The organism is Streptomyces hesseae, from assembly GCF_031845785.1.
Lineage (GTDB): Bacteria > Actinomycetota > Actinomycetes > Streptomycetales > Streptomycetaceae > Streptomyces > Streptomyces hesseae.
In genome coordinates this window covers 1-14,832 of sequence record NZ_JAVRFI010000001.1, presented here as the reverse complement: position 1 = coordinate 14,832, position 14,832 = coordinate 1, and the positions used below count along the sequence as shown (strand labels likewise).

Here is a 14,832-nt window from a genome sequence, read left to right as displayed (position 1 = left end):
GGTCGCCAGGAACAGCCGGAGGAGGAGTTTGTGCTCTACGCCTTTGGATTCGAACGGATCGGCGTCGTGGCCAGTGACCTCTACTTCATCGACCCCCGCCCCACGCCGGGCCAGGAAGGCGCCGAGCACGGCGTACGCCTGGAGATCCGGCTGCTCCGGCGAGGCCCCCTGACGGGAACCATCTACGCCGCACGGCCCATCGTCGTCGACCGCCCCGTATGGCGGGCCGACCTGCTGGAGTCGGTGGACGGCCCCGCCGGAAGCCTGGACCGCGCCCATCACCATCCGAGGTTCGACGACTGGAACCCGGGGCCACGGGTCTTCGACGAGGGGCTGACGGCCGCGCCCCTGGACTGGGTCGCGGGGAAACTGACGAACCTGGACGCCCTGCTGGCGGAGGCCGGGGTGGCGGCGGACGAGGCCGGGCCGCGCGACGCGGCGGAACTCCGCAACGCGACGCCCGACATCATCGCGGCCGTGCGCAAGCTGCTCGACGGCGTGGCCAAGGGAGAGCTGGCCCGCCCACCGGCCGGGGAGAACCTCACCAGCGCCCGCGTCAGCTGGCTGTGAACGAACGGAGGGCGCCCCGCCGCATACGGCCGGGCGCCCTCCGGGAGGCGTGGAACGGGAGCGCTAGCGGTCCTGCTGCTCCTGCTTGTTCTTCTCCTTGATGCGGACCGATTCCTTGCGGACCTCCGCCTGGGTGGCGCGCTCCTTCTGGAGCCACTCCGGGGACTCCTGCTTCAGCGCCTCGATCTGCTCCGTGGTGAGCGCCTCGGTGATCCCGCCGCGGGCCAGACCCGAGATCGAGACACCGAGCTTCGCCGCGACCACCGGACGCGGGTGCGGGCCGTTCTGGCGCAGCTCGCGCAGCCACTCCGGCGGGTCGGCCTGAAGAGCGTTGAACTCGTCGCGCGTGACGACACCCTCCTGGAACTCGGTGGGGGTGGCTTCGAGGTACACACCCAGCTTCTTCGCCGCGGTCGCGGGCTTCATGGTCTGGGTGCTCTGGTGCGACGTCATGGTGTCAAGGATATCGAGCATGTGCGCCACTGAAGACCACGCCCGGTAACCTGGCCGGGTGACAGGCTCGGAAGTACCCCCTACCCCGTTCCGGCTCGCCTACGTACCGGGCGCGACCCCCGCCAAATGGGTGCGGATCTGGAACGAGCGACTGCCGGACACCCCGCTGGACCTCATCGCGACGCCCGCCGCCGAAGTACCGGACGTGCTGCGCCGCGGTGACGCCGACGCGGGGCTCGTCCGGCTGCCCGTCGACCGTACGTACTTCAGCGCCATCCCCCTCTACACCGAGACCACGGTGGTGGTGATCCCCAAGGATCACCTCATCGCGGCGTTCGAAGAGGTGACGCTGGCGGACCTGGCCGACGAGGTCGTGTTCCACCCCCTCGACGACACCTTCGAGTGGGAGAACGGGCTGCCGGGCCGGCCCGCGATCGAGCGCCCCGCCACGACGGGTGACGCCATCGAGCTCGTCGCGGCGAACGTGGGCGTGCTCCTCGTCCCGCAGTCGCTCGCCCGTCTGCACCACCGCAAGGACCTCACGTACCGGACGGTCACGGACGGCCCGCAGTCGAGCGTCGCGCTGTCGTGGCCCGAGGAGCGGACCACCGACATGGTGGAGGACTTCATCGGGATCGTCCGCGGCCGCACCGTGAACAGCTCCCGGGGCCGCCGCCCCGGCGCCGATGAGTCGAAGGACCAGCGCAAGGAGAAGCGCCCGGAGGCGGGCGCCGCCCGGCGGAAGCCCGCGACGGGCAAGGCGGCGGGCAGGAGCGGCACAGGCACCAAGGGCGCCCGGGGCGCCTCGGGCGGCTCCCGCTCCGGCGCCTCCCGGACCGGCAAGCGCGGCAAGCCCGGCCGCCGGGGGTAGCGGCGCAGCGGGTGGCCGGCGCGGCGCTTGCCGGTGATCGCGTACCGGTGATCGGGGCGTTCACCGAACGCTTCTGAAAGCGATTACCAGCTGCATCGAAAGCCTCGCCCCTCCGGGATGAAACCGCAGGTCAGAGGGGTGTTAACGGTATTGGAAACCGATGCCGTTGCAGCCTTTGCGCACCCCGCGGCTCATGTTGTTCACTCGCTGGCGAAGCCCCCGACGAGGCAGCCAGGAGGCACCGTGCCCGGCCACACCCATGCCCATGAACACACCCCCGGAGGACCCGCCCACAGCCATGACCACGGCTCCGGGCACGGCGGCCACAGCCACGGCGTCGCCGCCGACGCCGACCGCCGCTGGCTGACCATCGCCCTGACGCTGATCACCGTGTTCATGGCCGTCGAGGTCACCATCGGCGTCCTCGCCCGCTCCCTGGCGCTGATCTCCGACGCGGCCCATATGCTCACCGACGCCGCCTCGATCGTGCTCGCGCTCATCGCGATGCGCCTGGCGGCCCGGCCCGCCCGCGGCGGCTACACCTTCGGCCTCAAGCGTGCCGAGATACTCTCCGCCCAGGCCAACGGACTCACGCTCGTCCTCCTCGCCGCCTGGCTCGGCTACGAGGCCGTGCGCCGCCTGATCAACCCGCCCGACGTCGAGGGCGGCCTGGTCTTCGGCACCGCGCTCGTCGGGATCGTCGTGAACATCCTGGCCGCGTGGTGCATCTCCAAGGCCAACCGCAGCTCGCTGAACGTCGAGGGCGCCTTCCAGCACATCCTCAACGACCTCTACGCCTTCATCGGCACCGCCATCGCCGGTCTCGTCGTGATGCTCACCGGCTTCGCCCGTGCCGACGCCATCGCCACCCTCGTGGTCGTCGGCCTCATGCTCAAGGCCGGCTTCGGGCTGATCAGCGCCTCGGGCCGGATCTTCCTGGAGGCCGCCCCGGCCGGTATCGACCCCGACGCGGTCGGCGACCGGATGGCCGCCGCCGGCCAGGTCGTCGAGATCCACGACCTGCACATCTGGCAGATCACCTCCGGCCAGCCCGCGCTGTCGGCCCATGTCCTGGTCACCCCCGGCGGCGACTGCCACACGGTGCGCCGCAACCTCCAGCACCAGCTGCGCGAGGAGTACGGCATCACCCACGCCACCCTCCAGGTCGACCACCTCGGCGAGGACCAGGACGAGGAGGCCCTCCTCCAGATCGCCGCCCCCACGGGCCACCGGGGACACACCGAGGACACCCACGGCCCCGTCCACCGGCCCGGGCCCCACGACCACTGAGACGACCCACTCCGCCCGGTACCCGCGAAGCCGACCTTCGCGGGCACCGGGCGGACGCCGTTTCGGACACCGTGGCGCGATGACTCCCTTGACGGGGAATTCCCGCTGGTCAATCGTGTGACGGCCGCGCACGCCCGGGGGAGCGGGCGCAGGCCGCAAGGGGTCGTTCGGCCCTGTCCCACGATTTCCGGTATGCGGGTTCCGCATGCCTTCCCGAGGAGAGCACTTGTCCGCTGACGAGCATCTGCTCAAGGTCTACAGCGACCGCCCGTACGTCCACACCACCACCGTCCGCCACCAGGGCACCGTGGTGGCCTTCGCCATGGACGACCGGCGGCGCGTCGTCTACACCGTGCTCGACATGGCGCGGCACGACGAGAGCAAGAGCGAACTCGACGCCGCCTACTGGTCGGAGAACCCCCTCCCCCTGCGCTTCCCGTCCGAACTGACCGACGTGGGCTTCGCCGCCGCGGGCCTGACCGCCTTACCGGTTGTCAAGGACGGCGGCCGGGTCGAGGCCGCGCCCGGGGAGCGGCTCGACGAGGACGAGGTGGACCCCTTCCTCTCCACCACCGCCCGGCTCACCGCCCTCGCCCCCTTCCACGTCATCTCCGACGGCACGCACGTCGTGGTGCTGCGCCAGTCCGTCACCGCCGACCACCCCGACGCCGTGCACAAGCTGGCCGGCGGGGGGTCGTCCGGCACGGCGGACCGCACCGACTACACCCGTGACAAGAACGGCGCGAAGGTCCCGCTCGCCGCGGACACCCTGCTGTGCGACCGGTTCCTGCTCGTCGGCGGCGAGCTCAAGCCCGTCCTGGAGGCCCGCTACCGCCGCAGCCGGCACAGGACCCGCCCCGACTCGGCCAAGGACAGCCTGGGCACCACGGACATGGAAGGCCGCCCCTTCCACGAGCCCACACAGAAGCTGTCCTTCGTCCGGCGTCTCTCCGGCGGGCGCTTCACCGCCCTCCTCGTCCCCACCGCCGTCCACGGACAGCAACGCTGGCAGATCTTCGCGCACAACGACGCCACCGGCCGCGTCGACTCCTTCAACATCGAGCAGGGCCGCGACGGCCTGTTCAACCTCCAGGGCACCCAGGCCTGGACCAGCCCCGACCCCGCCCACCGCGACGCCGTCCACGAACCCGGCCCCGGCACCTGCCCGTTCACCGGACAGCCCCTCATACCCGTGGTGAGCACCGAAGGGCACGCCGAGACGGCGCTGGCCTTCGGCGAGGGCGAGGCCCATGTGCGCGTGACCGAGGGCCCGGAGCTCGCGGGCCGCGACTTCACCGTCGAATTCTGGGCGCGACGCACCGAGGCGAGCCGTCAGGAGTTCCTCGTCGGGCACGGCGACGAGGCCGGCAGCGCCCGCGCGTCCCTGCACATCGGCTTCCGGGCCGACGACCGCTTCACCTTCGCGTTCTACGCCGACGACCTCAACTCCGAGGTCCGGACGACCGACACCGACTGGCACCACTGGGCCTGCGTCCACGACCACACCGCCCGCCGCCAGACCGTCTACCGGGACGGCGAGGAGACCGGCAGCCGCGTCACGGGCGGCGACTACACCGGCACCGGCGCCCTGCTGCTGGGCCGTGCCCTCGCCCAGGGCGCCCGCGCCGAGCTCGACGAGGTACGCGTCTGGAACCGCGCCCGCACGGCGGAGGAGCTCCGGCGCGACAAGGGCGTCCGCCTCATCGGGAACGACCCCGGCCTCGTCGCCTACTACCGCTTCGACGAGGGCTCCGGCACCCGCCTCTTCGACCAGACCGACCACGCCCGCCACGGCGAGCTCGTCGGCGGCCCGCGATGGGTGACCTCCGAGGCCCCCATCGGCGACCACCCCGGCGTACGGCGCGACAGCTTCGCCGTTACCGGCCGCGGCGTCGTCTCCGGCCTGTCGGCCGTCCTCTACCACCAGCAGGAGCAGACGGCCGTCGGATACGGCCAGGAGCCCAAGCCCGCCAAGCGGCAGGCCCGTGTCCTGCTCTCCTACGCGACCTCCGGCCCCGACCCGAGGACCGGCGCGGCGACCGACGAGTCGTACCTCGCGACCGTCGACTTCGGCGTGGGGCGCGACGGACGCCTCGCCCAGATCCCCGACGAGCTGGCGCTGCCGGTGCTCGCCGCGCCGGACGGTAGCGCCGATGTGGAGACGATCAGCGAGCTGGACGGCCGGGTCCGGCAGCTGGTCCAGGACATCACGGCCAAGGAGACCGAGGTCGCCGACCTCACCCGGCAGACCGCCGACCTGCCGGAAGTGGAACGCATCCGCGAGGCGTACTACTTCAGGTGGCAGGACATCGCCGGCTGGACATGCAGGATCCGCTTCAAGAACGCCCGGGACGGCGAGCCGCAATATCTCGCCGTGCGGGACGACGGCGCCGGGAGCGAATCTCCGCTGATCAGGACCTCCGACAAGGAGGCGAAATCCGCGCTGTGGGACGTCATGATTCCCCCGGGAGCCCACTGGAGCGGCCCCACGCCCTACCACCTGCGCAATCCGCACACCGGCAAGGACATGAACGTCGCCGGTGAGCGCCGGGACAACGACGCACCCCTGATCGTGTGGCCACGGAACACCGGAGCCTGGAACACCCACTTCCATATCCACGACCGGAGCGACGGCTACAGCACCGTCGTCAACCGGTACAGCGAGAAGACCGTCTGCGCCCCCGACCGGCTCGGTGATCGTGTCGTCCAGTACGACTCCGCCACGGTCACCGAGTCCGGCGAAGGGCTCATCGCCTTCGAGCGGGTCGCCCTCCACGACTTCGGGCACCCCGACATCCGGGAAGCCGGCAAACGGGTCGAGGCACTCGACAAACAGCTTGCCGAACTCCGTACCCAGCGCGATCTGCTGGACCAGCGCCGCCGCGAGATCGAGGCCCAGCAGGCCGAGCTCGCCGCCGCCCGCGACGAGCTCGCCCGGCTCACCGGCGGCCTCAAGGGTGCCGACGACATCGCCCTTCCCATGCCGCAGTTGAGCCTCGACCGCACCGGTCTGAGCGCCTCCGGCGCGCTGCTGGCCTTCGCCCGCTCGGCCGACCGGCCGTATCTCCTGGACAGTGCCTCCGGGAGCGTCGTGCTGTACTTCCGCGGCGCCAACGAGCAGTTCTTCGCCGCCTACTACGACACCACGGTCCTGCGCTCCTCCCGACGCCTGGCGGGGAGCGACGGCACGGCGGTCACCTTCACCGCCCGTGACGCCGACACCGACCTGGGAACGGTACGGATCAGCGTCACGGCCGGCGGTACACCGGGCCTGTGCGACGTCACGATCGAGCGCGACGGGGAGCGCGAGACCTGGGGCCGGGTGCCGCGCCGGGCCGCCGAATTCGCCGCGATCGTCAACGGCGCGCCGGAACAGCCCGTCCGGATCGGCGCGGTGAAGTCCTTCGACGCGACGGACAGGCTTCTCTCCGGTGGCAAGGCCGGCGATGTCATCGGCGGCGTCCTCCAGCTCGCCGCCCCCCTGCCGGCTGCCCTCCCCGCCGGTACGCCCGTCACCATCGGCGGCCACCTCTACCTCATCGAGGCCGAGCGCAAGCCGGGCGCCACCTCGCTCCGGCTCGGCAGCGGCGAAGGCGCCCCCGAGCCGCAGGCGGGGGACCCGGTCGAGCGGCTGCGGTACGACCACCGGCAGGCCACGTCCAGCCGTCCCGGCGTCCCGCTCTCGGCGGGCTCCCGGCTCGTGGTCGCCGACCCCGGCTCGGCACGGGAGGTCCCGCTCGGGGAGGTGGCGGACCTGGTCACCGGCAACGGCTGCCGCTGGCGCGCGGACAAGCCCGGCCGCGCGTACTCCTTCGACGGGCGGCAGAACGTCCTCACCCTGCCGCAGGAGCGGCTTGACCGGGCCGCGGTGACCCGCGACCTGACGATGGAAGCCTGGGTCAAGCCCGAGGCGGTCTCCGGCGCCGCGCGGATCGTCCACGCCCACGTGGGCGACGCCCCCTACACGCTCGGGCTGCTCGCACCGGAGGCCACCGCCGTGCCCGCCCTGGCCTTCGACGGCAAGAGCGGCGTGGCCATGACCGAGAACGGCTTCAGCCTCGCCGATCAGAGCTTCACCGTGGAGTTCTGGGCCCGGCGCACCACCAAGTGGGACAACAAGGCCCAGCTCCTCGTCGGCCACGGCGCCTCGGACGGCGGCAACAGCCGCGCCCTGCACATCGGCTTCCGCCAGACCAGCTCCTTCACCTTCGCCTTCTACGGTGACGACCTCACCACCAACGACGGCTACGACGACACCGACTGGCACCACTGGGCCTGCACGTTCGACGCGACCACCCGCGAGCAGACGATCTACCGCGACGGCGTCGAGGAGGCCCGCCGCGTCGCCTCGGGCACCTACCGGGGAGAGGGCCTCTTCAGCTTCGGCAGCCACTTCGGCGGCTGGGTGCCCGACTACGCCGCCGTGGAGATGGACGAGGTCCGGTTGTGGGGCACCGCCCGTAGCGCCGCCGAGGTCCGGACGCAGAAGAACAAGCGGCTGTCCGGCAAGGAGACCGGGCTGACGGGCTACTGGCCCGGCGCCACCCCGCTCGCCCAGGTGGGCGGAAAGCCGGGGGTCCTGGACCGCTCGGGCCAGGGCCGGCACGTCCATCTGCGCGGCGGTGTCACCACCGCGACCGCGCCCGCCGCGCTCGATACGGCGGTGGACGCCGTATACCGGGTCGTCGCCGGGGTCGGCGACCGCCTGGTGGCCACCCGGGACTCCTTCCCGCCGCACGAGTGGTCCCACCTCGCGGCCGCCTACGAGCAGTCCTGGGCCGTCGAGCTCACCGACGGCGCCTACCTGGAGGTCCCGGACAACGACGCGCTCGACATCGCCGACGACCTCACCGTCGAGGTGTTCTGCCGCGTCGACTCCCTCGGTACGACGCAGGGCCTGCTCTCCAAGGGCCGCGCCGCCGACGGCTCCGGCGGCAGCCTCCCCTACCGGCTGCTCGTCCTGCCCGACGGCAAGCTGGAGTTCGCCTTCGAGGAGCCCGACGGCAAGCTCGTCCGGTTCGCCTCCGCCGAGGCCGTGCGCGCGGGTGTCTTCCACCGGCTGGCCGTCGTCCGCAAGGGCGGCCGCTCGACGCAGGAGCGCAAGGGCAGCAAGGAGATCACGGCGGCCGGGGCCGACGGCACACCCGTCCGGCAGACCGTCGAGCTCGTCGAGTCCGTCGACGTCCGGGAATGGCAAGACATCCGCTTCTTCATCGACGGGAAGGACGCCGGAACCGCCCGCTACGAAGGGCCCGGCTCCAAGGGCAACAGTGGCACGCTCGACATCGGCCGGGCCCGTGCGGGCACGGAGACCCACTTCCTCACCGGTGTGGTCGCCGAGGTCCGGCTGTGGGGCGCCGCCCGCGACGCCGCGCGGCTCGGCACGCCCGTCTCGGCGCGCGACCGCGGTCTGACCGCGCACTGGACGTTCGAGGAGAACGCGGGGAACACCGCCGCCGACACCACCGGATCCCACTCGGCCCGGCTGCGCGGCGCCCGCTGGGCCCGCAACCCCGACCCGCGCGGCAGCTCCTTCCGCCTCTACCGCAACGGCGTCCCCCTCGCCTGTGACCCGCTCGAGGCGGCCGGCCTCGCCGACTACGGGGACCAGGCCCTCACCCTCGGTGCCCGGCTCAAGGGCGGCACGGCCGACCAGGCGTTCCACGGCGTCCTGGAAGAGGTCCGGCTGTGGCGCGCCTCCCGTACCCAGGAGCAGATCCTCGACAACCTCTTCACCCGTCTCAAGGGGGAGAAGGAGGACCTGCTCGCCTACTGGTCCTTCGACAGCGCCTCCACCGACGACGCCGCCGGCGTCGTCCGCGACGAGGGCCTGCGCGGCAACGGCCTCACACTGTCCGCCGCCCCCGCCCGCCCGAGCGCCGTACTGTCCACCGCGCCCGTCTCCAGCGACGCCGCCCAGGTCCGCTCGGCGCTGGCCGCGATGCGCACCCCCTTCCACGAGACGGTCTCCGGCGCCCCGGCCGTCGCCGAGTACGCCGACATGCAGTACACCGCCAAGGGCGAGGCATTCGGTGTCCTCAAGCGCGCGTACGGCTACCTGCGCGACGGACGCTGGCACCTGGTCACCGGCTACAAGGTCGGCGACCTGATCAGTGAATGGGTCAGCCAGGTGCAGTTCGACCCGCAGCTCATCGGCTACGTCGAGGGCGCCCCGCCCGTACCGTCCGAGAACCTCACCCCCAACACCATCGACCCCGACCGCGCCACGTACGACAGCGTCGCCTCCGTGGAGCTCACCGAGGCCGAGGAGGTCGTGCACTCCCTCTCCTCCGCCAAGGAACGCAGCGTGGACGCCGCCTTCGGCTTCGCGCTGTCCAACGAGGTCGACGTCGACATGTGGATGATCACCGCGCCGCTCGGCTTCGGCGTCGCCAAGTCCATGGCGTCCGCCAAGGTCTCGGCGGGCGTGCGCGGCAGCCTCGAGTTCTCCAACAGCTGGGCCGAGGAGACGTCCGTCTCACAGGGAGTGAACACCGCCCGGTCCATGAAGGTCGAGCTCGCCGGCAGCTGGGAGGACCCGCGCAACCCGCTCAACACCGCCGTCGGCCGCCGCTACGTGCCCGCCAACATGGGCTTCGCGCTCGTGCAGTCGCAGACCGCCGACGTCTTCGCGCTGCGCCTGGCCCACAGCGGCGCGCTCGTCACCTACCGCATCCAGCCCAACCCCGACATCCCCAAGGACTGGAACGTCATCCCGTTCCCCGTCAACCCCCGCTACACCAAGCAGGGCACGCTGGACGGCACCGTCGGCTACGACGAGCGGGGCAAGGTCCTCGACCCGGACTACACGGACGCCCGGGACCGGGGCGAGTACAGCTACTTCAAGCCACGCGAGGCGTACGCCCTCAAGCGCCGCATCCAGCGCGAGCAGCAGCGGCTGCACGGCTACTACGAGACCGTCTCCACCGAGACCCACGCCCCCGACCCCACCGCCGAGCGCGCGGGCCGGGTCCTCGGCGGGGCGATCGGCGGCGACACCGCCCCCGGCCGCGCCCGCGACACGGCGGGCAGCAAGGCCGGTGCCGGCTTCTCCCGTCGCGACCTGGTCAACACCTACGTCTGGACGGCGGACGGCGGCTTCTTCGCCGAGACCACCGAGACGACGGACTCCGTCAGCGAGACGACCTCCGGCTCGTACTCGCTGTCGGGGTCGGTGGGCACGAGCGTCGGCACGTCCTTCGACGTCATGGGCATCGGGATCAACGCCCAGCTCGACGCGTCCATCGGCGGCGGCATGACTGCCACCCGCGCCCGCGGCAAGGACGCCTCCCGCTCCTTCGGCCTGTCGGTCGCCTGCGCGCCCTCGGGCAACCTCCAGCAGTACGATGCCAACCGCAAGCCGGTCTTCGACGCCGACGGCAAGCCCGTCAACGCGCCGGGCAAGGTGGACGCCTACCGGTTCCTCAGCTTCTACCTCGGCGAGGACACCGAGCACTTCGACGCCTTCTTCCACAAGGTCGTCGATCCCACCTGGCTGGAGAACGCCGGCGACCCCAACGCGGCCGCCCTGCGTCAGGCCCGTCAGTCCGACCGCAAGCCGCCGTGCTGGCGCGTCATGCACCGCGTGACGTTCGTCAGCCGCCTGCTGCCGCCCGTCACGACCGCCGGGGCCGCTCCGCTGGAGCGGACGATGCGGCAACTGGACGTGGACAGCAACTACGAGCTGGTCCGCCGCCTCGACCCGTACGTCAAGGCGTCGGCCACGAGCCTGTCCGCCCTGACCGACGCCGTGCGCACCGCCCTCGCCGATCACCTGCCCGAGCTGAGCCCGCACGCCGCGGACGTGACCGGCTTCCTCGCGCAGTACTACGGAGTGGAGGACTGATCCGCTGACCCGGTCCCGGGCCCGGCCCATGCGGCCAGGGCCCGGGACCGTTCGGCCCGGAGGACATCGGGGTCGGTCGCGTGAGTGGCCCAGGCGACATGGCCGTCGGGCCGGACGAGGACTTCCCGGACGCCGTCGAGATCCCGGTGGCCGTCGTGCGACCGGACGGTGACCGCGCGGACCCGGCTGTCGGCCACGGCCCGCTCCGTCCCGCCGTCGAGGCCCAGGCGCAGCAGGACGAAGCGGCCGTCGCGCAGCAGCTCGTACACGCGGGTGGGGCGCGCGGCCGCCGGCGTCGTCAGGCCGATGTCGGGCATGCGGTGTCCGGTCAGCGGGTCGGCGTCCGGGGCGGCGGGCGGATAGACGGTGTCGAGGGCGGAGATCCGGCCCGCCAGGTGGCGGTTGACCTCCGGCATGCCCAGCAGCGTGTCGAGCAACTCGCACAGGAGCGCCGCCGGTCGCCCGTACTCCTCGGTCAGGGGAAGCTCCACCAGCAGGGTCTGGGCCCGGGTGCCGTCGGTGACGGCCCGCCCCACGGGACGGCGCTCGGCGTGGTACGTGTCCAGCAGGCCCGGAGGAGCCCAGCCCCGGACGGCGGCGGCGAGCTTCCAGCCGAGGTTCATCGCGTCCTGAAGCCCGGTGTTGAGGCCCTGGGCCCCCACGGGGAAGTGGATGTGCGCGGCATCGCCCGCCAGCAGGACCCGCCCCCGGCGGTAGGACTCCGCGAGCCGGGTGGCGTTGCCGAACCGCGACAGCCACCGGGGCTCGCCCACACCGCAGTCGGTCCCGCACACGCGCAGGAGCGACGCGCGGAACTCCGCCAGGGTCACCGGCTCCGTGGAGGGCACCCTGACGCGGAGCGGGTCCATGACCACGAACCGCGTCAGCCCGTCCTCCAGCCGTGCGACGAGCACCCCGTGCCGCCGGGCCCGCTCGTTGTGCGAGTGATCCGCCACGGCGAAGTCGCCCACCACGGCCGTCATCGACTCCCGAGTGCCGGGGAAACCGATCCCGGCCGCCTCCCGGACGAAACCGCGCCCGCCGTCGCACCCGGCCACGTAACCCGCCCGCACGGTGACCGTGTCTCCGGGGCCGCGCAGCTCCACCTCGGCGCCGGTCGCGGACTGCCGCAGCGCCACGGCCCGGTGCCCGCGCCGAACGCGTACGCCCAGCTCACGCGCCCGTTCCTCCAGGAGGGCCTCGGTACGGGCCTGGGCCAGCAGCAGGGCGTAGGGGTGGCGGGTGTCCAGGGCGGTGAAGTCGAGCCGGCGGGGGAGCGTCGCGGCGAACTGCCAGCCGGGCACGGTCCGCCCACGGGAGAGGAACCGGCCGGCCAGGCCCCGCATGTCCATCAGCTCGATGCCGCGCGGGTGGAGATTGAGCGCCCGCGACTCGCGGTGGGGCGCGTCGCGCCGCTCGGCCACCACCGTGCGGACACCGGCCAGCGCCAGTTCGCAGGCGAGCAGCAGCCCGGTCGGCCCGGCGCCGACGACCAGCACGTCGGTGGTGTGCGTGCGCGTGTCCGTGCCCAGGGACGTCACCCGTCCACCTTTCGGCACGGGCGAACGGGCCGTCAAGCGCGCCTGTCAGGACGCGCGCGACGGGCCCCGGCCGGTTCGGCGCTTGGCACACGACCGGCGGCGTACTGCAATGGGGGAGTGCGACGCCGGTCACCGTGAGAGGAGTCCGTTCGTGATCCACATGACCGAGACCCTGGCCGTGCAGACCGTCGAGGGCTTCCTCACCCCCGAGGAGACCGACGAGCTTACCAAGATCCTGGACGACCACCTCGCCGTCACCGGCTGGGTTCCCGCACGTCCCAGCGAGGGCATGACCCCGCCCGAGGCGGCCCAGGCGATCCTGGACCGGGCCGTGCGGCGCGCGCTGCCCGCCCTCCGCCGGGTCTTCCCGTCCGCCACGGGCACCGACCCATGGCTCTACCACGACCTCAAACCCGGCGACAGGATCCGCCCGCACGTCCACGGCGTCGGCGACCCGGAGGCGCGCCCCCAGCGGATCGCCCGGGTGGCGTTCAACCTCCAGGACGCCGACAGCGGCGGCGAGTTCTACCTCGACACCAGCTCCGCCGACGCCCTGTGGAGCGATGCCACCAGCACCGGCCGCGGAGGCTACGCGCCCGGCACCCGCTTCGTCCACGAGATCACCGCCCGTACCGGCCCGGTGAAGCTCGATTCCGTCCCCCACACCCGCTGGACCTGCACCCCGCCGCCGGGAGCCACCGTCGTCTACGGGACGCAGCTGGTCCACGGCGTCCTGCCGGTCGTGGAGGGCAGGGTGCGCAAACTCATCACGAACCTCCTCGCCTGACCGGCCTCAGCGCGTGCGCGCCCCGGGTGAGCTGGGCGATCGCCTCCTCCGGGGCGTCGAGCAGCACGCCGGGCGGCAGGGCCCGCAGCCAGTCACCCACCGACTCCGTGGGGAAGTCCGCCGGGACACCGAGCACGGCCCGCTGGACCCCGCCGTGGACGGGGCCCGGATTGCCGGGGTTCCCCGGGTACGGCGTCAGTTCGGTGCCGGGCGGGGCGGGCGGCAACGCCGCGCCCGGGGTCATGGGCAGCTCAAGCGCGACCCGACGGGCCGCAGGGGGTCGCGGGAGAGGACGGCCCAACACGGTGTCGGCGTACGCCGCGTGCGGGTCCAGGCCGGTGGCGGCCCGGCTCATATTGGACACACCGCCCAGCCTGCCGTTGAGCTCGATCACCCGGATCCCGCCGCTCCCGTCGTCGACGGCGAAATCCATCTGCCACGGTCCGTGGGGCTTGTGCGTCTCCACGATGTCGCCGAGCACGGCGGTCAGTTCCGCACGCGCCCGGGCGGGCAGCGCCGCCGGTGCGACCCGCACCCGTCTGCCGGGGGCGCAGTCGCCGTCGAGCCGGCCCAGGGAGGCCACCGGCCAGGCGACCGTGCGCCCGGGCAGGGACAGCAGCTCGACCGCGAACTCCCCGCCGGTCACCGCCCGCTGGACCAGCACCGGATACGTCACCTCGCCGCACGCCCGGCCCAGCCGCGCGTCGTCGCGCACATAGTGCCGCCCCGTGTGGAACTCGCTGCGGGCCTCCTTCACCAGGACGGGGAACCCCAGCTCCCGCACGGCGGCGCGCACCGCCTCCGCCCGCGCGCACACCACCCCCAAGGGCACGGGCCAGCCCCGCCGCTCCGCCGTCCGGTGGAGGACCACCTTGTCGCTCGCCAGCACCGCGAACTCCTCCGCGTGGCCGTGGACACGGCGGCCCGTACCGCGCAGCGAGGAGCGGGCGCGGGCGTAGACGGGCAGGAACTGCTCCTGCCCGGGACAGCCCATGTTGGGGACGGCGACGTCCGCGTCGTGGTCGTCGAGCAGCCGCATCAGAGCCGGCTCGCCGAGGGTGTCGGGCAGCCTTCCGCACACCACGCCGGGCCCCAGGAACCCGTCGAGTTCCGCGAACCCCAGGACGACGACCTCGGCACCGGCCCGCCGCAGCCGGGGCACCAGCCGGTCCGCACGGAACTCGCCCAGCACGACCACGCGCGTCGCTCGCATCTCGCCACGCCCCTCGCGCAAGAGCAGGGATGACCTACCCGAAGGGATACCCCGTCGGGCGCGTCACCGCTCCTGGTGGGCGGCGGCCAGCGCCGCCCGCTTGACCGCCGAGGCCACGGCCTCGGTCGCCTTCGCGTTGAAGACGCTGGGGATGATGTAGTTGGCGTTGAGTTCGTCTTCGGCGACGACGTCGGCGAGGGCGCGGGCGGCGGCGAGCATCATGTCGGTGTTGACGGTGCGGGACTGAGCGTCGAGCAGGCC

The 14,832-nt window shown here is 72.7% G+C and carries 9 protein-coding genes; 5 read left to right on the top strand and 4 right to left on the bottom strand.

What is annotated here, in order from left to right:
- The first annotated feature begins 30 nt into the window (after positions 1-30).
- Positions 31-570 (top strand): hypothetical protein, encoded by a 540-nt coding sequence (locus tag RM609_RS00045; RefSeq protein WP_311606777.1) that lies wholly within the window; start codon positions 31-33, stop codon positions 568-570.
- A 63-nt stretch (positions 571-633) separates the two neighbouring features.
- On the opposite strand, the gene RM609_RS00040 is transcribed toward RM609_RS00045, so the two are convergent.
- On the bottom strand, positions 634-1,023 hold the full coding sequence (locus tag RM609_RS00040) for a DUF5997 family protein (protein ID WP_311606776.1): 390 nt from the start codon (positions 1,021-1,023) through the stop codon (positions 634-636).
- A gap of 58 nt (positions 1,024-1,081) precedes the next feature.
- Here RM609_RS00040 and RM609_RS00035 point away from each other — a divergent pair, with 58 nt between their 5' ends.
- From RM609_RS00035 to RM609_RS00025, 3 genes are all read left to right on the top strand, one after another.
- Entirely contained in the window at positions 1,082-1,894 is an 813-nt protein-coding gene (locus tag RM609_RS00035) for a LysR family transcriptional regulator substrate-binding protein (RefSeq protein ID WP_311606775.1), read from the top strand.
- A gap of 243 nt (positions 1,895-2,137) precedes the next feature.
- Positions 2,138-3,184, top strand: coding sequence for a cation diffusion facilitator family transporter (locus RM609_RS00030; protein WP_311606773.1), 1,047 nt, complete (start codon positions 2,138-2,140; stop codon positions 3,182-3,184).
- 226 nt (positions 3,185-3,410) lie between these two features.
- Positions 3,411-11,030, top strand: a complete 7,620-nt coding sequence (locus RM609_RS00025) for a LamG-like jellyroll fold domain-containing protein (protein ID WP_311606771.1) — start codon at positions 3,411-3,413, stop codon at positions 11,028-11,030.
- On the opposite strand, the gene RM609_RS00020 is transcribed toward RM609_RS00025, so the two are convergent.
- Positions 11,012-12,571 carry an FAD-dependent monooxygenase gene (locus RM609_RS00020; RefSeq protein WP_311606769.1) on the bottom strand — a complete coding sequence of 520 codons (1,560 nt, stop codon included), beginning with the start codon at positions 12,569-12,571 and terminating at the stop codon, positions 11,012-11,014. The two genes, RM609_RS00025 and RM609_RS00020, sit on opposite strands and share 19 nt — an antisense overlap.
- A gap of 151 nt (positions 12,572-12,722) precedes the next feature.
- Here RM609_RS00020 and RM609_RS00015 point away from each other — a divergent pair, with 151 nt between their 5' ends.
- On the top strand, positions 12,723-13,358 hold the full coding sequence (locus tag RM609_RS00015) for a hypothetical protein (RefSeq protein WP_311606766.1): 636 nt from the start codon (positions 12,723-12,725) through the stop codon (positions 13,356-13,358).
- Here RM609_RS00015 and RM609_RS00010 read toward each other — a convergent pair.
- Positions 13,339-14,571, bottom strand: a complete 1,233-nt coding sequence (locus RM609_RS00010) for a hypothetical protein (RefSeq protein WP_311606765.1) — start codon at positions 14,569-14,571, stop codon at positions 13,339-13,341. The genes RM609_RS00015 and RM609_RS00010 overlap by 20 nt on opposite strands.
- A gap of 63 nt (positions 14,572-14,634) precedes the next feature.
- On the bottom strand, positions 14,635-14,832 hold a 198-nt coding region (locus RM609_RS00005; RefSeq protein WP_369016224.1), incomplete at its 5' end, for a malic enzyme-like NAD(P)-binding protein.

What these genes read in the sequence shown, in the direction of transcription:
- RM609_RS00010 (WP_311606765.1), bottom strand. Translation starts at nt 14,571, where the DNA reads ATGCGAGCGACGCGCGTGGTCGTGCTGGGCGAGTTCCGTGCGGACCGG.
- RM609_RS00040 (WP_311606776.1), bottom strand. Translation starts at nt 1,023, where the DNA reads ATGACGTCGCACCAGAGCACCCAGACCATGAAGCCCGCGACCGCGGCG.